General features: G+C 72.0%; 16 protein-coding genes. 15 read left to right on the forward strand and 1 reads right to left on the reverse strand.

What is annotated here, in order from left to right; genetic code table 11:
• From AC3A3H_RS08295 to AC3A3H_RS08310, 4 genes are all read left to right on the forward strand, one after another.
• Window positions 1-1,136: DNA polymerase III subunit gamma/tau domain-containing protein (locus AC3A3H_RS08295; RefSeq protein ID WP_487614085.1), on the forward strand; the 1,136-nt coding region annotated here is incomplete at its 5' end.
• A 4-nt stretch (window positions 1,137-1,140) separates the two neighbouring features.
• Complete coding sequence (gene recR / locus AC3A3H_RS08300) at window positions 1,141-1,737, forward strand: recombination mediator RecR (protein ID WP_370056432.1); 597 nt, start codon at window positions 1,141-1,143, stop codon at window positions 1,735-1,737.
• Window positions 1,738-1,832: 95 nt separating this feature from the next.
• Window positions 1,833-3,119: an aspartate kinase gene (locus AC3A3H_RS08305; protein WP_487614174.1), complete on the forward strand. Its 1,287-nt coding sequence runs from the start codon at window positions 1,833-1,835 to the stop codon at window positions 3,117-3,119.
• Between the two features lie 81 nt (window positions 3,120-3,200).
• Window positions 3,201-4,274, forward strand: coding sequence for an aspartate-semialdehyde dehydrogenase (locus AC3A3H_RS08310; RefSeq protein ID WP_487614086.1), 1,074 nt, complete (start codon window positions 3,201-3,203; stop codon window positions 4,272-4,274).
• 74 nt (window positions 4,275-4,348) lie between these two features.
• On the opposite strand, the gene AC3A3H_RS08315 is transcribed toward AC3A3H_RS08310, so the two are convergent.
• Window positions 4,349-4,531 (reverse strand): hypothetical protein, encoded by a 183-nt coding sequence (locus AC3A3H_RS08315; RefSeq protein WP_487614087.1) that lies wholly within the window; start codon window positions 4,529-4,531, stop codon window positions 4,349-4,351.
• A gap of 212 nt (window positions 4,532-4,743) precedes the next feature.
• Here AC3A3H_RS08315 and AC3A3H_RS08320 point away from each other — a divergent pair, with 212 nt between their 5' ends.
• The 11 genes from AC3A3H_RS08320 to AC3A3H_RS08370 all read left to right on the forward strand — a co-directional run bounded on the left by AC3A3H_RS08320 (window position 4,744) and on the right by AC3A3H_RS08370 (window position 18,165).
• Complete coding sequence (locus AC3A3H_RS08320; RefSeq protein WP_487614088.1) at window positions 4,744-6,246, forward strand: malate:quinone oxidoreductase; 1,503 nt, start codon at window positions 4,744-4,746, stop codon at window positions 6,244-6,246.
• Window positions 6,247-6,503: 257 nt separating this feature from the next.
• Window positions 6,504-8,138: an ABC-F family ATP-binding cassette domain-containing protein gene (locus AC3A3H_RS08325; RefSeq protein ID WP_487614089.1), complete on the forward strand. Its 1,635-nt coding sequence runs from the start codon at window positions 6,504-6,506 to the stop codon at window positions 8,136-8,138.
• A gap of 45 nt (window positions 8,139-8,183) precedes the next feature.
• Window positions 8,184-9,335: an Rv2578c family radical SAM protein gene (locus AC3A3H_RS08330; protein ID WP_487614090.1), complete on the forward strand. Its 1,152-nt coding sequence runs from the start codon at window positions 8,184-8,186 to the stop codon at window positions 9,333-9,335.
• Between the two features lie 171 nt (window positions 9,336-9,506).
• Window positions 9,507-10,694, forward strand: a complete 1,188-nt coding sequence (locus AC3A3H_RS08335) for a sensor histidine kinase (protein ID WP_487614091.1) — start codon at window positions 9,507-9,509, stop codon at window positions 10,692-10,694.
• The gene (locus tag AC3A3H_RS08340) at window positions 10,691-11,896 is read left to right on the forward strand and encodes a hypothetical protein (protein WP_487614092.1); all 1,206 of its coding nucleotides are present in this window, start codon (window positions 10,691-10,693) and stop codon (window positions 11,894-11,896) included. Before AC3A3H_RS08335 ends, AC3A3H_RS08340 begins: the two co-directional genes overlap by 4 nt.
• The gene (locus tag AC3A3H_RS08345) at window positions 11,893-12,573 is read left to right on the forward strand and encodes a response regulator transcription factor (RefSeq protein WP_487614093.1); all 681 of its coding nucleotides are present in this window, start codon (window positions 11,893-11,895) and stop codon (window positions 12,571-12,573) included. Before AC3A3H_RS08340 ends, AC3A3H_RS08345 begins: the two co-directional genes overlap by 4 nt.
• A gap of 28 nt (window positions 12,574-12,601) precedes the next feature.
• A complete protein-coding gene (locus AC3A3H_RS08350; RefSeq protein WP_487614094.1) occupies window positions 12,602-13,276 on the forward strand; it encodes a thymidine kinase in 675 nt (224 codons plus the stop codon).
• Window positions 13,276-14,583 carry a UDP-glucose dehydrogenase family protein gene (locus AC3A3H_RS08355; protein WP_487614095.1) on the forward strand — a complete coding sequence of 436 codons (1,308 nt, stop codon included), beginning with the start codon at window positions 13,276-13,278 and terminating at the stop codon, window positions 14,581-14,583. Before AC3A3H_RS08350 ends, AC3A3H_RS08355 begins: the two co-directional genes overlap by 1 nt.
• A gap of 74 nt (window positions 14,584-14,657) precedes the next feature.
• Window positions 14,658-16,508 (forward strand): DUF4012 domain-containing protein, encoded by a 1,851-nt coding sequence (locus tag AC3A3H_RS08360; RefSeq protein ID WP_487614096.1) that lies wholly within the window; start codon window positions 14,658-14,660, stop codon window positions 16,506-16,508.
• Between the two features lie 49 nt (window positions 16,509-16,557).
• Window positions 16,558-17,103 (forward strand): hypothetical protein, encoded by a 546-nt coding sequence (locus tag AC3A3H_RS08365; protein WP_487614097.1) that lies wholly within the window; start codon window positions 16,558-16,560, stop codon window positions 17,101-17,103.
• 45 nt (window positions 17,104-17,148) lie between these two features.
• On the forward strand, window positions 17,149-18,165 hold the full coding sequence (locus tag AC3A3H_RS08370; RefSeq protein WP_487614098.1) for an LLM class flavin-dependent oxidoreductase: 1,017 nt from the start codon (window positions 17,149-17,151) through the stop codon (window positions 18,163-18,165).
• Window positions 18,166-18,215 lie beyond the last annotated feature (50 nt).

An 18,215-nucleotide genomic window follows, 5' to 3' on the forward strand; every position in this document is an offset into this window, starting at 1 on the left:
CAGCCGAGCCGGTCGCGCCCGCCGCGGAGCCGGTCGCCGAGCCGGCGCCGGCAGCCTCCGCTCCGGCTCCCGCCCCCGCGGCTCCCGCTCCTGACCCGACTCCCGTCGCTCCGGCTCCCGTCGGCGCCGTCAGCACGCAGCAGGTCAAGGACTCCTGGCCGCAGATCCTCGACGCCGTGCAGCGCGCCAAGCGCAGCGCGTGGATGGTCGTGTTCACGGCCCAGGTCCGCTCGCTCAACGGTGACGTGCTCACGCTGTCGTTCCCGAGCGACAACGACGTGCAGAGCTTCCGCCAGCCGCAGACCCCGGGCGGCCAGGGCGTGAGCGAGTACCTGCGTCAGGCGATCATCGACATCCTGGGCATCAGGGTCAAGTTCATCGCGCGCGCCGACGGCACCCCGTCCGACGGTGGCCCGGCCCGTCCCTCCGGGGGCGCGCCCTCGGCGCCCGGGGCCCCGACCTGGCCCGGCGCCGACGGAGACGGCACGGCTGCCGCTCGCCCCGCTTCATCGGAGGGCTCGGCCGCGCCGTCGTCGGCGTCCCGGCCTGCCGGTGGTGTGCCGTCCGCCGCGCCCGCCTCGGCACCGTCGGCCGCGGCGCCCTCGGCCTCGGTCACGGAGTGGGCGACAGTCACCATCCCCGCGTCCGTGTCGGTGGCGGCGCCCGCCGCAGTGGCCACGCTGGAGCGTCCTGATGCTCCAGCGGCGCGCGTTGCCGCTCCGGCCCCGGCTGCACCCGCGCCCTCCACTGCCGGGCTGCCCGACGACCTCCCGCCCGACGACCTCGAGCCGCCGGAGGAGATCGAGCCGCCCTACGAGTCCGCCGTCCCCGAAGAGCCGGCCGGCGACTGGGCCGCAGCCCCGCCCGAGCCCGACGTCGAGGTCGCACCCGAGCGCACGGCTCCGCAGCAGCGCGCCCCCGAGCGCCCCGCCCCCGCGCGGCAGGCTCCCGAGCGCCAGGCTCCCGAGCGCCAGACCGCTGAGCGCCCGGCTCCCGAACGCTCCGCCCCCGCCTCCGGCGCCCGCACGCCCACCTTCCAGGCCCCGCAGCGCTACGGCGAGGCGGTGGTCCGCGAGATCCTCGGCGCGCGCTTCCTCGAGGAGCAGCCCGCGCCTCCCACGATGGGCATGAGGTAGCGGCGTGTACGAAGGCATCGTTCAGGAGCTGATCGACGAGCTCGGCCGGCTGCCCGGCATCGGGCCGAAGTCGGCGCAGCGGATCGCGTTCCACATCCTGCAGACCGAGAGCTTCGACGTCACCCGGCTGGCCGAGGTGCTGCTGGAGGTGCGGGACAAGGTGCGGTTCTGCGAGATCTGCGGCAACGTCTCCGAGCAGCCGACCTGCACCATCTGCCGCGACCCCCGTCGCTCGCCCGACACGATCTGCGTGGTCGAGGAGGCCAAGGACGTCGTCGCCATCGAGCGCACCCGCGAGTTCCGCGGGCTCTACCACGTGCTCGGCGGCGCGATCAGCCCGATCGACGGCGTCGGCCCCGACGACCTCCGCATCCGCCAGCTCATGCAGCGCCTCGCGGACGGCACGGTCCAGGAGGTCATCATCGCCACCGACCCCAACCTGGAGGGCGAGGCGACGGCCACCTACCTCAGCCGGCTGCTGACCACGCTCGAGATCCGCGTCACCCGGCTCGCCTCCGGCCTCCCGGTCGGCGGCGACCTGGAGTACGCCGACGAGGTCACCCTCGGCCGCGCCTTCGAGGGCCGCCGCCAAGTCTCCTGACCCAGCTCGACTGAGGGCTCGGGGTTACGTCACATGACCGGGGCGGCATATCTCCGGCCGGTAGAATGGTCACTCCCGTGAGTTCTGGAGTGCCTGTGGCCCTGATCGTTCAGAAATACGGCGGTTCGTCCGTCGCCGACGCCGAGAGCATCAAGCGCGTCGCCAAGCGCATCGTCGAGACGCGCAAGGCGGGCAACGAGGTCGTCGTAGCAGTCTCGGCCATGGGTGACACCACCGACGAGCTGGTCGATCTGGCGCACGAGGTCACCCCCATCCCCGCTCCCCGCGAGCTGGACATGCTGCTGACCGCCGGCGAGCGCATCTCGATGGCGCTGCTGGCGATGTCGATCAAGAGCATGGGCTACGACGCCCGCTCCTTCACGGGCAGCCAGGCCGGCATGATCACCGACGCGCAGCACGGCGCCGCGCGCATTGTGGACGTCACCCCCGGCCGCATCAAGGAGGCGCTCGACGAGGGCGCCATCGCCATCGTCGCCGGCTTCCAGGGCTTCAACCGCGACACGCGCGACATCACGACGCTCGGCCGCGGCGGCTCCGACACCACCGCCGTCGCCCTCGCCGCCGCCCTCGGTGCCGAGGTCTGCGAGATCTACACGGACGTCGACGGCGTGTTCACCTCCGACCCCCGGCAGGTTCCGCTCGCGCGCAAGATCGACCGCATCACCAGCGAGGAGATGCTGGAGCTCGCGGCCGCCGGCGCGAAGGTCCTGCACATCCGCGCGGTGGAGTACGCCCGCCGCCACAACGTGACCCTGCACGTGCGCTCCTCGTTCTCGAACCGGGTGGGAACGTACGTCCTCAACGAAGCAGCAGCGGCCGAGGCCGCGAAGAAGGATGGAACAGTGGAAGAGCCCATCATCTCCGGAGTCGCCACCGACCTGAGCGAGGCGAAGATCACCGTCGTCGGCGTGCCCGACGTCCCGGGCAAGGCCGCGCAGATCTTCAAGATCGTCGCGAAGGCCAACGCCAACGTCGACATGATCGTCCAGAACGTGTCCGCCGCCGCCACCAGCCTCACCGACATCTCGTTCACCCTCCCGAAGTCGGAGGGCCAGCGCGTGCTGACCGCGCTGAGCAGCGAGCGCGACGAGGTCGGCTACCAGGCCCTCCAGTACGACGACCAGATCGGCAAGCTGGCGCTCGTCGGCGCCGGGATGCGCACCAACTCCGGCGTCTCCGCGAAGCTGTTCGAGGCGCTGTACGAGGCCGGGATCAACATCGAGATGATCTCCACCAGCGAGATCCGCATCTCCGTCGTCACCCGCGCCGACACCGTGGCGGAGGCCGCCCGCGTCGTGCACACCGCCTTCGGGCTGGACGGCGGCGAGAAGGCCATCGTCTACGCCGGCACCGGCCGCTGAGCAACCCGACCCGGCGTGCGGGAATGGCCGCCGTCGCCATCCCGTTCACCTCTTCAGACCAGACCTACGAAGGGCAACACCATGAGCGAGACCACTCCCGGCCTTGACATCGCCGTCGTCGGCGCCACCGGCCAGGTCGGCGGCGTGATGCGGCAGCTGCTGGAGGAGCGCGACTTCCCGGTCAAGAGCATCCGCTTCTTCGCCTCGTCGCGCTCGGCCGGCACGAAGCTGCCGTTCCGCGGCGAGGAGATCACGGTCGAGGACGTCGCGACCGCGGACGTCTCCGGCATCGACATCGCACTGTTCTCCGCAGGCGCCACCGGCTCCAAGGCGCAGGCGCCCCGGTTCGCCGAGGCCGGCGCGATCGTCATCGACAACTCCAGCGGCTGGCGGATGGACCCGGACGTCCCCTTGGTGGTCTCCGAGGTCAACCCCGAGGCCATCGCCGAGGCGCGCAAGGGCATCATCGCGAACCCGAACTGCACCACGATGGCGGCCATGCCGGTGCTGAAGGTCCTGCACGAGGAGGCCGGCCTCCAGCGGCTCATCGTGAGCACCTACCAGGCGGTCTCCGGCTCCGGTCTGGCCGGCGCCGAAGAGCTCGCCGGGCAGGTCCGCGCCGCGGTCGCCGACGAGAACCTGCTCGAGCTCGTGCACGACGGCTCGGCCGTCACGCTTCCCGAGCCGGTCAAGTACGTCCGCCCGATCGCGTTCGACGTCATCCCGCTCGCCGGCTCGATCGTCGACGACGGGTTCAACGAGACGGACGAGGAGAAGAAGCTCCGCAACGAGAGCCGCAAGATCCTCGGCCTCCCGGACCTGCTGGTGAGCGGCACCTGCGTGCGCGTGCCGGTGTTCACCGGCCACTCGCTGTCGATCAACGCCGAGTTCGCCTCGCCGCTCAGCCCCGAGCGCGCGACCGAGCTGCTCGCGAACGCCCCGGGCGTGAAGCTGACGGACGTCCCCACCCCGCTGGAGGCCGCCGGCCAGGACCCGAGCTTCGTCGGCCGCATCCGCGCCGACGAGGGCGCGCCGGAGGGCCGCGGCCTCGCGCTGTTCATCAGCAACGACAACCTCCGCAAGGGTGCCGCGCTCAACGCGGTGCAGATCGCGGAACTGGTCGCCGAGCGCCTCGCCACCCGCGTCGCCGGCTGACCCACCTCGCCGAGGGGCACGTCGTTGTCACTTTCGCACCCCGAAAGTGACAACGATGTGCCCCTCGTTCTGGTTTAAGGTGCTGCGGGAGCGTCGGGTGCGGCGGCGCCGAGGCGGCGCGCCGCCGCGTCCTGGTGCGCCAGGCGGCGCAGCGCCGCGACCACGGGGTCGTACAGGGCCGTCCCGAGCACCGCGTACGCGAGGGCCCCTCCGCGGCCGCCGTCCTCCGGCATCCGGCTGACGTCGAACTCCGCCATCGCGCGCCTCGCCGCTCGGCCGCGACCCGCAGAAGCCCAACGGCGCCATCGCGCTGGTCTGGATCGGCTTCGGCGTGCTGCTGGTCAGCCTGGTCGTCTCCGGCATCGCGCTGATCGTCGCCGGGGCGTCGGCGGCCTGAGGGATGTCTCGATATCGAGACAGATAACCGTGCAACGACGGCCCCCGACCCCACTCACCGTAGGATTGTCTGGTGAGCACTGACCCCATCGACGTCGTCCTGATCGGCGGCGGAATCATGAGCGCGACGCTGGGCTCCATGATCCAGCGCGTGCAGCCCGACTGGAGCATCCGCATCTACGAGTCCCTGGGCGAGGTGGCCCAGGAGAGCTCGAACCCGTGGAACAACGCGGGCACCGGCCACGCCGCCCTCTGCGAGCTCAACTACATGCCGGAGGCCGCCGACGGCAGCGTCGACCCGGCCAAGGCGATCAGCATCAACGAGCAGTTCCAGCTCAGCCGGCAGTACTGGGCCTCCCTCGTCGCCGCCGGCCACCTGCCCGACCCGCGCACCTTCATCAACGCGACGCCGCACATGACGTTCGTCCGCGGCCGCGACAACGTGCGCTACCTCCGCAAGCGCTACGAGGCTCTCAAGGACCAACCGCTCTTCGAGGGCATGGAGTACTCCGAGGACCCCGCCACCATCGGCGAGTGGACCCCGCTGCTCACCAAGAAGCGCAACGCCAAGCAGCGGATCGCGGCCACGCGGCAGACGGCGGGCACCGACGTCGACTTCGGCGCGCTGACCCGCGCGCTGGTGGACGACCTGGTCGCCAACGGCGCCGACCTGGCGCTCAACCACAAGGTCCTCGGCATCAAGCGCACCTCCGACGGGCTCTGGAAGCTGCGCGTCCGGCACGAGGTCGGTCACACGCCGCACGAGGCCCTCGCGCGCTTCGTGTTCGTCGGCGCGGGCGGCGGCGCCCTGCACCTGCTGCAGAAGTCCGGCATCCCCGAGATCAAGGGCTTCGGCGGCTTCCCGATCTCCGGGCAGTTCCTCCGCACCAGCGACCCGAAGATCGTCGCGCAGCACCAGGCGAAGGTCTACGGCAAGGCCGCGGTCGGCGCCCCGCCGATGTCGGTCCCGCACCTCGACACACGCGTGGTCGACGGCGAGACCTCCCTGCTGTTCGGCCCCTATGCGGGCTTCAGCCCCAAGTTCCTCAAGAGCGGCAGCTGGTGGGACCTGCCCGGTTCGGTCCGCGCCGGCAACCTCGGCCCGATGCTGGCGGTCGCCCGCGACAACTTCTCCCTCATCAAGTACCTGGTCGGCGAGGTGCTCGCCAACCGCGCCAAGAAGATGAAGGCGCTGCAGGAGTTCATGCCCACCGCGAAGTCGGAGGACTGGGAGCTCATCACCGCCGGCCAGCGCGTGCAGGTGATGAAGAAGGATCCGAAGAAGGGCGGCGTGCTGCAGTTCGGCACCGAGGTGATCGCCTCCGAGGACGGCTCGATCGCCGGTCTGCTCGGTGCCTCTCCGGGCGCCTCGACGGCCGTGCCGATCATGGTCGACCTGCTGAAGCGCTGCTTCCCCGACCGCTACGAGGGCTGGCTGCCGACGCTGAAGCAGCTCATCCCGACCGTGGGCAGCACCCTCAACGACCGGCCCGCGGAGGCCGAGCGCGTGCTGGCCGAGACCGCGGCCGTGCTCGACCTGGCGGAGAGCCCCGCCGGCCAGGTCGTCCGGGCCTGACGCCCGGTCGTCCGCAGCCGATCCATGCCCGAGGTGCGGATCGGCTGGACAGCCGTGCCCGCGACCTGTTATGGTCGTCCACGCTATGAAGTGAACCCCTCCTCTCGTCCCGCGCCCGAGGCGCCGTCGATCGAGTGAGCGACCCATAGGTCCTGCGCCGCCTGGTCATCCAGCACCGGGCGCTCCGGCGCACTCGTGACGGAAGTCCGCCCGGCGGGAGCCTGCTCCGTGATGGAGCGCCCGGAAGGTGGTTCACAATGCCAACACTCACACTCACCCCACTGCGCGCCGACGGTGTCTCCGTCCGCTACGGCGAACGGCGCGTGCTCTCGGACGTGTCCCTCACGGTGCCTCCCGGCGCCCGCGTCGGCCTGATCGGCGAGAACGGCGCGGGAAAGTCCACGCTGCTGCGCGTGCTCGCCGGCGCGGAGACCCCGGACTCCGGGGTCGTCGCGCGGCCGAGGCGCGTCGGCTTCCTCTGGCAGGAGGTCCGGTTCCGGCCCGACGACACGCTGGCCACACTGATCGAGGACGCCCTCGCCGAGGTGCGCGCCATCGAGCGCGAGCTGGAGGTCGCGGCTGCGGCGCTCGCGGTGGACGACCCCGCCGCCCACGCACGGTACGACGCCGCCCTCGCGGCGGCCGAGCTCGCCGAAATCTGGTCGATCGAGTCGCGTCGCGACGCGCTCCTCGACGGCCTCGGAGTGGGCGCCATCCCGCTGGCCCGGCGGCTGGACGAGGTCTCCGGAGGCCAGCGCAGCCGGTTCGCACTGGCCGCGCTGCTCCTCGGCCGGCCGGAGGCGCTGCTGCTCGACGAGCCGACGAACCACCTGGACGACGCGGCCGCGACGTTCCTGGAGTCGCAGCTCCTCGGCTGGCACGGCCCCGTGCTCTTCGCGAGCCACGACCGTGCGTTCCTCGACTCGGCGGCAACCGGCCTCCTCGACCTGGATCCGACGCGCACCGGCACGACGGTGTTCGGCGGCGGGTACAGCGCGTACCTCGCCGAGAAGGCGGCCGAGCGGCAGCGCTGGGAGAAGCAGTATGCGGATGAGCAGGCCGAGCTCGCGGCGCTGAAGCACGCGGTCGACGTGACCGCGCGCTCCATCGCGTGGTCGGGCAAGGTGCGCGACAACGACAAGTTCGTCAAGTCGTACAAGGGCAACACCCTCGACCGGCAGATCAGCAGGCGCGTCCGCAACGCGGACGGCCGGCTGGACGAACTGACGAAGTCGCAGGTGCGCAAGCCTCCCAAGCCGCTGGGCTTCTCCGGGATCCCCGCGGGGTTCCAGCGCCTGGGCGACGAGGCCGGGTCGTTGCTGCAGGCGGACGACCTCCACGTGCCAGGGCGGCTGAGTCTCGGCCGGTTCGCCGTGGAGGCCGACTCGCGCGTGCTCGTCACCGGGCCCAACGGGGCGGGCAAGTCGACGCTGCTCTCCGTGCTCGCGGGGCGGATCGTGCCGCTCGCCGGCACGGTGCACCGCCGGCGCGGGCTGCGGGTGGAGCTGCTGGAGCAGGACGTGCGCTTCGCGGACCCGACGCAGACGCCGCGGCGGATCTACGAGCTGGCACTGGGGGAGCGGCGCGCGGAGGCGGTCCCGCTGGCCGGGCTCGGTCTCATCGCGCCGCGCGACCTCGACCGCGAGGTCGGTGCGCTGTCCGTCGGGCAGCAGCGCCGGCTCGCGCTGGCGCTGATCATGGCGCGGCCGCCGCACGTGTTCCTGCTCGACGAGCCCACCAACCACCTGTCGCTCAGCCTCGCCACCGAGCTGGAGGCCGCCCTCGGCGGCTACCCGGGCGCGGTGGTCGTGGCGAGCCACGACCGGTGGTTGCGCGAGCGCTGGTCGGGGGAGGTGGTGTCGCTGCGCAGCGCCACGCTGGGCGACGCGTGACGGGCGTCGCTTGACGTTGATTCGAACGTATGTTCGAATAGACGCATGAGGTGGAGCGGGCAGGAGCTGGCGGTGGAGACGCCGTCGGCCCTGCCCGGTCTCGCCCGGCTGAACAACCTGGTGCGGTCGGTGCGCACGCCGGAGTTCGCGGGCATCACGTTCCACGAGGTGCTCGCCAAGTCGGCGCTCAACAAGATCCCGGGCGGGGGAGGGCCGATGCCCTTCGGCTGGACCATCAACCCGTACCGCGGCTGCTCGCACGCGTGCGTGTACTGTTTCGCGCGCCCCACGCACAGCTATCTCGAGCTCGACCAGGGCAAGGACTTCGATCAGGAGATCATCGTCAAGGTCAATGTGGCCGACGTGCTGCGCAAGGAGCTGACGAAGCCGAGCTGGGGACATCATCCCGTCGCGCTCGGCACGAACACCGACCCGTATCAGCGGGCGGAGGGGCGCTATGCGCTCATGCCGGGCATCATCGACGCGCTGACCGACTCGGGCACGCCGTTCAGCATCCTCACCAAGGGGTCGCTGCTGCGCCGCGACCTCGATCGGCTGGCAGACGCGGCGGGGAAGGTCCCGGTCGACCTGGCCATGTCGATCGCCGTCTACGACGACGAGTTACAGCAGTCGGTCGAGCCGGGCACGCCCACAACCAAGGCACGGCTGGCGACCGTGACCGCCGTGCGCGAGCACGGCCTCGACTGTGGGGTGTTCCTGATGCCGATCCTCCCGTACCTCACCGATACGCGCGCCCACCTCGACGAGGCCCTGCGCCAGGCGAAGGAGGCGGGCGCGACGAGCGTGCTGTACACCGCCCTGCACCTGAAGCCAGGCGTGAAGGAGTGGTACTACCTGTGGCTGGGGCGGGAGCATCCCGAGCTGCTCGCGCAGTACCGCAGCATGTACGGCCGCGGCACCTACGCCCCCAAGGAGTACCGCGCCTGGCTCGCCGCGCGCATCAAGCCGCTCATCCGGGCCCACGGCCTCGAGCGCGGGCAGGAGGATCCGCTCACCGGTGGCGTGCGGTCGTCGGCACTGGGGATGCTGCGCGACGGGGAGGGCGAGCGCCGGGTGCTGGACCGGTATGGGCCGGGCGGCGGCTCGGGCGGCGGCTCGGCGGAGCGGGTGGCTCCGGAGGAGGTGGCGCCGGAGAACGCGCTGGTGAGGTTGGGGGTGCAGCCGACGCTGTTCTGAGCGGGGTGGGATGGTCGTTGCGGACCCGCAAATCCCACGGGGTACAGCGCGCCGCCCCTCCCGGGGTACACAGCGGGCCGGGTTGCTGCCATAATCCCCTCTGGGACGCCGCGGACGGGTGGCGCCCACCGACGTCCTCGGCGTCGGTCCGTCTCGCGCCGAAGGAGTCTGGTGTCGCTCGGCCTTCCCAGCCACCTCTCCAGGGCGGCGAACTCCCGCGCGCTGGCCACCGCCGCCCGCTGGGCGGCACTGGTCTGCCTCGTGATGGCGGCGGTGAACGTCGCGGTCTCGACGGTCGGCGGGACGACCGGGCCGACCTCCTGGATCAGCACCCTTGTCCTGCTCCCCATGATGGCCTTGCTGGTCCTGCTGTCGCGCGGCCGGACCGTCGCGCTCACCGTGGCCTACCTGCTGGTCGGTGCGGTCTGCACCTTCTTCTACATCTACCTGCTGTTCGAGAGCACCCCCGAGTACCGGGACACCAATCTGCTCGTCGTCGCCCTCCCGGTCGTCGCGATGACCCTGGTCGGGGGCACGGGCACCGGGTCCCTCGTCGGCGTGCTGTGGGCCACGCTCGGGTTCGCGCTCGCGGAGGCGGCCGTCTTCCTGGGGGCGACCGCGGCCGGGCGCGTGTTCCGGCCCGACGCGGTATCGCTGAGCGCGTATCTCCTGCTGGTCGGGGTGCTCGCCTTCGACGGGCTCACCCGGGGCTCGCGCTCGCGGACCCAGGGCGCCATCCATCGGGCGGTCCGGGACGCGCGCCTCGTCGACCTGCGGCGCGAGCTGCTGGCGGAGTCCACCGCCGACCTCCATGACACCGTGCTGAGCGAGTTGGTGGCCGTCGCCACCGTGGAGCCGGGCGAGCTGCCCGCGCGCCTCCGCCAGCGCATCGAGTCCGACCTCCTCCGGCTCGGCGCCGCCGGTCTGCCGCCCGACGACGTCCCGACGGGCGACGACGACCCCTGGTATGAGAGCGAACTGCGCAGGGCCATCGAGGACGCCCGCGACGAGGGACTCGCCGTCGACGTCTCGGGCGAGCGGGAGGCGATCGGCCGGCTGAGCGCCGACGCGCGCCGTGCCGTCGGCCTCGCCGTGCGGCAGTGCCTGGTCAACGTGCTCCGGCACTCCGGCAGCGCGACGGCAGAGGTCGCCTTCTCCTGCGGGGACGCGTCCGTCTCCGTCATGGTCGTCGACGGCGGCCGCGGCTTCGCGGTCGGATCCGCGAGCAGCGACCGCCTGGGTCTGCGGCAGTCCGTGCACGAGCGCATCAGCAAGGCCGGCGGAACGGTGACCGTCTACTCCGCCGAAGACGTCGGGACCACCGTGATCATGACCCTCCCCGTCGAGGAGGCCGCATGAGCAAGGTGCTGTCCGAGACGATCGTGCACTACCGTTCGCTGCCGGTCGAGCGCACGCCCCAGCGGCTGGACCCGCTCGGCGTGCAGTCCGCGTGGCTCCTGGTCCCGCTGCTCGGCGCCGTAGCGGTGGCCTACGCGGTGTTCTCGACGGTCGTGCACCGCGATCAGCTCCGCGATCCCGCCCTCGCGGGGTGGGCCCTCGCCGTGCTGGTCGTGGCGGTCGTGGTCGCGGCGGTCCGGACGCATCCCGGCCTCCCTCCGGTCGGACTGTGGTCGCATCTGGCGATCATCGGCGTCGCCCTCGCCGCCGCGTGCCTGTTCGCCGCAGCGGTCTGGGGGCGCAACGAGCGCATCCAGGACGACTGGGGGCAGATCGCGGTCGCGCTGCTGCTGACGGCGATGCCGCTGTACCGGCCGGTCGCTGAAGTCCTCACCGTCGCCGGGGTGGCCGCCGTCGTGCTGGGCGGTCTCGCCTCGGCGCAGAGCCCGTCGCTGCAGATCGCCAACCACCCGCTCGTCTTCGCGACCGTCGCCGCGACGCCGGTGCTCGCCCTCGCGTGCGGGGGAGCGGGCTACGCGTGGACCATGACCGGCGAGACGCTCCGCTGGCGTGAGGTCGCACGGGCGGGACAGCTGCGGCTCGACGGCGAGCTGCGCCAGGTCGCAGCGCGGATGGTCGCGCAGGAGCGCGCGACCGCGCTGAACGCTGAGGCCGTGCCGTTCCTGACCGCACTGGCCGCGCGCGGCGTCATCACCGACGAGGACCGGGTGCAGGCCAGGAGGATCGCCGAGACGCTGCGCGCGGCGGCCGTGGAGGCGGTCCGGCGGAGCTGGCTGGCGGAGACCGTCGCGCTCGCCCTCTCGCGCCGCGGCGTGGACGCGGGCGGCGCGCCCCGCGTGGACGATCCGGACCGGCTCGAAGAGGTGCTGAGCGACGAACAGCGCGCGATCGTCGGGGCCCTCATCGCGACCGTCGCCGCCTTCCCCGGACTGGAGCCGGGCAGCCTCTCCGTGTCGGTCACCCGGCCCGGCTCGCCGGTCTTCCTGCTCACCGCCCGCACGAGCGAGCGCCGGCGGGCGCTGCGCTCCGAGCTCGTCCCGTTCCTCAGCGCGCTGCAGTCGGTGTCCATGGTGGCGTCGATGCGCGTGAGAGCGGACGGGCTCACCGTCCGATTCGCCTATCCTGAGAGGCGAGCACCATGAGCACCAGCACAGCACATCCCGGATCCTCCGCGCCCCCGATCCGACTCGCGATCCTCGACGACCACGAGATCCTCCTCGACAGCCTCGCCGCCTGGATCGACAAGAACGCCCCCGACTTCGACCTCGTCGTCCGCGCGGGCAGCTGGCTCGAACTCGTCCACAGCGACGCGTTCCCGACCGACCTGGTCATCATGGACCTCCAGCTGCGGGAGTCCGTGTCGATCGGCGCCCGGGTGCGCACCTGCCGCGCCGCCGGCGCGAAGGTCGTGGTGCTGAGCGCGGTCGACACGCAGGAGGACCGCGACGCCGCGCTCGCTGCCGGCGCGGTCGCCTACGTCACGAAGACGCAGCCGATGGCCGAGCTGATCGCTGCAGCGCTCGCCGCCGTCGGCAGGGACGGCGCCGCGCCCGAGCGTGAGTCGGTCCCGGTCTGGCGGCCGCGGCCGACCGTGCCGGAGGCCTCCCGCCCCAAGCTCAGCGACGGCGAACGGCAGGCGCTGGTGCTCTACGCCGACGGCCGGACGACCTCCGAGGTCGCCCGCGCGATGAACGTGCAGTACGAGACCGCCAAGACCTACCTGCGCCGGGTGCGCGAGAAGTACGGCAAGGCCGGCCGGCCGACGAGCTCGCGCGCCGACCTCATCCGCCGCGCCGCGGAGGACGGCTACCTCACCTGAGCCTCCGCCGCCCGCATAGGATTGCTCCGTGGCAAAACTGTATTTCCGCTACGGCGCGATGAACAGCGGCAAGAGCACCGCCATGCTGCAGGCCGCGTACAACTACGAGGAGCGCGGGCACCGGGTGCTGCTCGCCAAGCCGGCGATCGACACCAAGGGCGACATGGGCATCCTGTCGCGGCTCGGGGTGACCCGGCAGGTCGATTTCCTCATCGCTCCGGAGACCGACGCGTACGGCCGGTTCCAGCAGCATCGCGAGCGCACCGTGAAGCGCTTCGGCCGCGATGTGAGCGCGCTCCTCGTCGACGAGGCGCAGTTCCTCAGCGAGGCGCAGATCGACGACCTGCTCCGGATCGCGCTGCTCGATGACGTCCCCGTGCTCGCCTACGGCATCCGCACCGACTTCCAGACGGTCGCGTTCCCCGGCAGCCGGCGTCTGCTGGAGGTCGCCCACAGCCTCGAGGAGCTGAAGACGATCTGCCGCTGCGGCCGCAAGGCGATCTTCAACGCGCGCAAGATCGACGGCGTCTTCGTCTTCGACGGCGACCAGGTCGCCATCGACGGCGCCTCGGTCAGCTACGAGGCGCTGTGCGGCAACTGCTACCTTGACGAGAGCCAGGGCGTCCTGAACAACGGACGCCGGCGCTGGCCCGTCTCCTCACCCACCGTGTACGACAGCGAACCGGATCCGGACTTCACCTGATGCGCATCTCCGTCATCGGCGTCGGCTACCTCGGAGCCGTGCACGCCGCAGCCATGGCCGACCTGGGCCACACCGTCGTCGGCGTCGATGTCGACGAGGCCAAGATCGCCGCCCTCTCCGAGGCGCGCGCGCCGTTCTTCGAGCCGGGCCTCCCGGACGTCCTCGCCTCGGCCACCGCCAGCGGGCGACTGCGGTTCACCACGGATTTCGCCGCCGTCGCCGACGCGGACGTGCACTTCGTCGCCGTCGGCACGCCGCAGTCGGCGGACGGCGACGCCGCCGACATGCGCTTCGTGGATGCGGCGTTCGCCTCGCTGCTGGAGCACGTCTCGCCCCGTGACGTGATCGTCGGCAAGAGCACCGTGCCGGTGGGGACCGCCTCCCGGCTCGCGGAGCTGGTCGCCGAGCGGGTGCCCGGCGCGACGCTCGCGTGGAACCCGGAATTCCTCCGCGAGGGCTTCGCCGTCCAGGACACGGTGAGCCCCGACCGGCTCGTCTACGGAGTCCCGGAGGGCGAGCAGGGCGCGCGCGCCGCCCGCATCCTCGACGAGGTGTACGCGAGCGCGGTCGCCGCCGGGACGCCCGTCATCGTCACCGACTACGCCACGGCGGAGCTGGTGAAGGTCGCGGCGAACGCGTTCCTCGCTACGAAGATCTCGTTCATCAACGCGATGGCGGAGATCGCGGAGGTGACGGGCGCGGATGTGACGCAGCTCGCGGACGCGATCGGTCACGACGCCCGGATCGGGCGCCGCTTCCTGAACGCGGGGGTCGGCTTCGGCGGCGGCTGCCTGCCCAAGGACATCCGCGCGTTCAGCGCGCGTGCGCGGGAGCTCGGCCGTGGCGAGTCCGTGCGGTTCCTGGACGAGGTGGACAAGATCAACCTGCGCCGCCGGGAACGCGTCGTCGACCTGGTGCGCGAGGAGGCCGGCGGCCTCGACGGCGTGCGGGTCGCGGTTCTCGGGCTCGCCTTCAAGCCGCACTCGGACGACATCCGCGACTCTCCGGCTCTCGACATCGCGATCCGCCTGGCCGAGGGCGGCGCCGTCGTCACCGCGACCGATCCGGAGGCCGTCCCGAACGCGCGCCGGCGTGCCCCGCAGCTCGGCTACGTGGGGTCGGCGGCCGAGGCCGCGGCTGACGCGGACATCGTGGTGCTGATCACCGAGTGGCCCGAGTTCACCGCGCTCGATCCGGAGGAGCTGGGCGCGCTCGTCACGCAGCGCGTGGTCATCGACGGCCGCAACGCGCTCGACGCCGACCGGTGGCGCGCCGCAGGCTGGCGGTTCCGCGGGCTCGGCCGCTGATACGTCGGCGCCGCCCTCGTTCGGGGGGTCCCACAGGCCTGGGGTAAAAAGTGAGGATTTGTTATCTTTAGGTCATGTCGAACGGTCTCGCGGAGGACGACGACTCGACGCCTCCGGTTCGCGCAACAGAGCAGCGGCGCCGGCGCCCGGTGCTTATCGCCGTGCTCATCGTCGTCCTCATCCTCCTGCTCGGCGCCGGCTGGATCGGCTGGCGCGCGTACCTGGCGCGCCAGGAGCTGAAGGCCGCGCTCTACGACGTCGACGCCGCCCGCTCCGCCGTGGAGACGGGCGACACCGCCAAAGCGCGGGCGGCCGCCGCCGATCTCTCGCGGCACGCCCGAACAGCCGCCGACCTCACCAGCGACCCGGTCTGGCGAGCGGGGGAGGTTGTGCCGTGGCTGGGCGACGACCTGGCGGCCTTCCGCACCGTCGCCGCCGCGACCCAGACGCTCTCGACCCAGGTCGTCCAGCCGCTCGCCACGGTCGCGGGCTCGGTGGACCCCCGCCAGCTCCGGCTGTCCCACGGCAAGATCGACCTCGCGCCCCTCATCGCGGCCGCTCCGGCCGTCGAGAAGGCCCAGCGCGGGTTCGAAGCGGCACAGCGCCAGGTGGACGCGATCGACGAGGGTCGCCTCATCGAGCCGGTCGATCGGGCGGTCACCCGGATGCGGACGATGCTCGACAAAGCGGGCGGCCAGCTGGAGGCCGTCGCGAACACCGCGCGGCTGCTGCCGGGGATGCTCGGCGCGGACGGGCCGCGCACCTATCTCGTGGTCGCGCAGAATCCCGCCGAGCTGCGTGCTACCGGCGGTCTCATCGGCTCGGTCACGGAGTTCAGGACCGATCACGGCGTCATCACCATGGCCGCCCAGTCGCCGGCGTTCGGACCGTGGGCGGAGCCCGTGTTCGACGTGCCGGCGCCCACCACGGCCCTCTTCGGGACCGTGGTCGGACGCTACCTCCAGGATGCCAACGTCACCCCCGACTTCCCGCTGGCCGCGCGCACCGCGTCGGCGATGTGGGTCCACGATCACGGCGGAGTCGTCGACGGCGTCATCGCCCTCGATCCGGTCGTGCTCAGTGGCCTGCTGGGTGCGACCGGCCCGGTCTCGCTGCCGACCGGCGACACGCTCACGGCCGACAACGCCGTCCAGCTGCTGCTGAGCGAGGTCTACCGCCACTACGCGGATCCCGCGGATCAGGACCTGTTCTTCGCCTCCGCGGCCGCTGCCGTCTTCGGCAAGGTCGCCGAGGGCGGCGTCAACGGCTCGGCCCTCGTCGGCGTGCTCGCCGACGCCGGCCAGTCCGACCGCGTGCGCATCTGGAGCTCACGCCCCGCGGAGCAGCGCATCCTGGCGGGCACGACGCTCGCCGGCGGCCTCCCGGTCTCGACGCCGGACAACACGGCGCTCGGCGTCTACTTCAACGACGCCACCGGCGGGAAGATGGACTACTACCTCGGCAGCTCGGTCTCGGCCGGGGCGAAGGTCTGCCGGGCCGACGGCAAGGTGACGTCGCTCGTCGAGGTGACGCTGAGCAACCGTGCTCCGGCGGACGCCGCCACGACGCTGTCGACGTACGTCACCGGAGGCGACCTGTTCGGCGTCCCGCGCGGGTCCATCCTGACCAGGATCGCGTTCTACGGTCCTGAGGCGGGGCTGCTGGCCGGTGTGCGCAGCGGGGGTGCGAGCATGTCCTCCGTCACGGGCACGGATGGCGGCCGTCCGGTCGCGGTCGTGGAGGTCGAGCTCAAGCCGGGCGAGTCGAAGACGGTCGACGTCGAGTTTCTCGGCACGACGCAGAAGCGTGCGGGGGTGACGGTGGCCGTGACCCCCACTCTCGACGGCGACGGCACTACCCCCGTTATGGGGGCACCGAAGAAGGTCGGGACCATCGCGGTCCCGTGCGGCCCGGGTGTAAAGTGAGAATTAATCATTAATGCCACGTACGTCGGCCGAGGGGAACGTGAGCACAATGCTGAAGAGGATTCTGGCGGCTGCGGTCGTCACCGCAGGTCTCCTGCTCGCCGCACCCATGGCGGCGAACGCGGACGAGTACACGAACGGCGCGCCGTGCAGCGTCGACGTGAGCACCATCCAGGCGGGAGGCACCGCGGTCGTCACCTGTATCCCGGGGACCTGGGCGCCGAGTGAGCTCATCACCTGGACCGGCAGCGGCTTCGACGGGGCGAACATCCACATGGCGAGTTCGGTGACGTTCACGAAGCACGCCAACGCCGACGGGAGCGACCTCCTCCACGTGACCCTGCCGTCGAGCGCGAACGGCCTGTACACGATCACCGGTGTCGGGGCCGCGAGCGGCCACGTCTGCTCGGTGTCGATCACGGTGCTCCCGGCTGACACCACCGCGACGACTGTCAGCGACCCGGGCAGCTCCGGCCTGGCCGACACCGGCTCCGTGATCGCCGAATGGTCGCTCTGGGCCGGCGGGGGACTCCTGGTCGTCGGCGTGGTGGCCGTCGCCATCGCCGCGTGGGTGCGCAAGGTCCGCTCGTCCTGACGGGCTCGCCGGAATGGCGGGAGGGCGGCCGCGGTTGACCTCGGCGTGACCTCCTCCAGCATCCCCCTCAACGTCCTCGACCTCGCCAGCAGGCCCGCCGGCGGCAGCAACGCCGACGCCGTAGCCGGGACGGTCCGCCTCGCACAGCAGGCGGAACGTCTCGGCTACCGGCGGTTCTGGGTGGCGGAGCACCACGGGATGCCCGCGATCGCGTCCAGCGCGCCGGCGATCCTGATCGCGGGCGTGGCGGCGGCGACCGAGCGCATCCGGGTCGGCTCGGGCGGCGTGATGCTGCCCAACCACGCTCCGCTGGTGGTCGCGGAGCAGTTCGGCACCCTGCGCGCCCTGTATGGCGACCGCATCGATCTGGGCATCGGCCGCGCGCCGGGCACCGACGGCGCGACGGCGATGGCGCTCCGCCGCAGCGCGGAGGGCCTCGGCGTGGACGACTTCCCGCAGCAGCTCCTCGACCTCTTCGGCCTCTTCTACGGCGGCATGAGCGACGCGAACCCGCTGCACGGCATCACCGCCGTGCCCGGGCTGGGCGACGCCCCGCAGGTGTGGCTGCTCGGCTCGAGCGGGTACAGCGCCCAGGTCGCGGCCGCCCTCGGCCTCCCGTTCGCCTTCGCGCACCACTTCGCGGGCGAGAACACGGAGGCTGCGCTGGACCTCTACCGTTCGCGCTTCGAGCCGGGGGAGCAGCTCGCCCAGCCGCACTCGATGATCGCCGTGAACGTCGTGTCCGACGACGACCCCGACCAGGTGCGTGCGCTCTCGCTGCCCGGGCAGCTGTCGTTCCTGCGGATGCGGCGCGGCCTCAAACCGCAGCCGGTGAGCGTCGAGGAAGCGCTCGCCTACGACTTCTCCGCGGCGGAGGAGGAGTTCATCGCCGCCCGCAACGCCCGGCAGGCGATCGGGACGCCGGACGAGGTGAAGGCGCGACTGGACGCGCTGATCGCCTCCACCGGGGTCGACGAGCTGATGATCTCCTCCGGCGCCGCAACGGTGGAGGGCCGCATCCGCTCGCTGGAGATCGTGGCGGGGCTGTATCCGCAGGCGTGACGGGGCGGTGGCGGCTCCGTGACGGACCATGACGGCCGCAGGCGCGATCC

This window comes from Leifsonia sp. Soil_N53, from assembly GCF_057655165.1.

Excerpts from the sequence above, each read along its gene's own strand:
- AC3A3H_RS08310 (WP_487614086.1), top strand. The coding sequence starts at position 3,201 with ATGAGCGAGACCACTCCCGGCCTTGACATCGCCGTCGTCGGCGCCACC.
- AC3A3H_RS08315 (WP_487614087.1), bottom strand. The coding sequence starts at position 4,531 with ATGGCGGAGTTCGACGTCAGCCGGATGCCGGAGGACGGCGGCCGCGGA.
- AC3A3H_RS08325 (WP_487614089.1), top strand. The coding sequence starts at position 6,504 with ATGCCAACACTCACACTCACCCCACTGCGCGCCGACGGTGTCTCCGTC.
- AC3A3H_RS08330 (WP_487614090.1), top strand. The coding sequence starts at position 8,184 with ATGAGGTGGAGCGGGCAGGAGCTGGCGGTGGAGACGCCGTCGGCCCTG.
- AC3A3H_RS08340 (WP_487614092.1), top strand. The coding sequence starts at position 10,691 with ATGAGCAAGGTGCTGTCCGAGACGATCGTGCACTACCGTTCGCTGCCG.
- AC3A3H_RS08345 (WP_487614093.1), top strand. The coding sequence starts at position 11,893 with ATGAGCACCAGCACAGCACATCCCGGATCCTCCGCGCCCCCGATCCGA.
- AC3A3H_RS08355 (WP_487614095.1), top strand. The coding sequence starts at position 13,276 with ATGCGCATCTCCGTCATCGGCGTCGGCTACCTCGGAGCCGTGCACGCC.
- AC3A3H_RS08360 (WP_487614096.1), top strand. The coding sequence starts at position 14,658 with ATGTCGAACGGTCTCGCGGAGGACGACGACTCGACGCCTCCGGTTCGC.
- AC3A3H_RS08365 (WP_487614097.1), top strand. The coding sequence starts at position 16,558 with ATGCTGAAGAGGATTCTGGCGGCTGCGGTCGTCACCGCAGGTCTCCTG.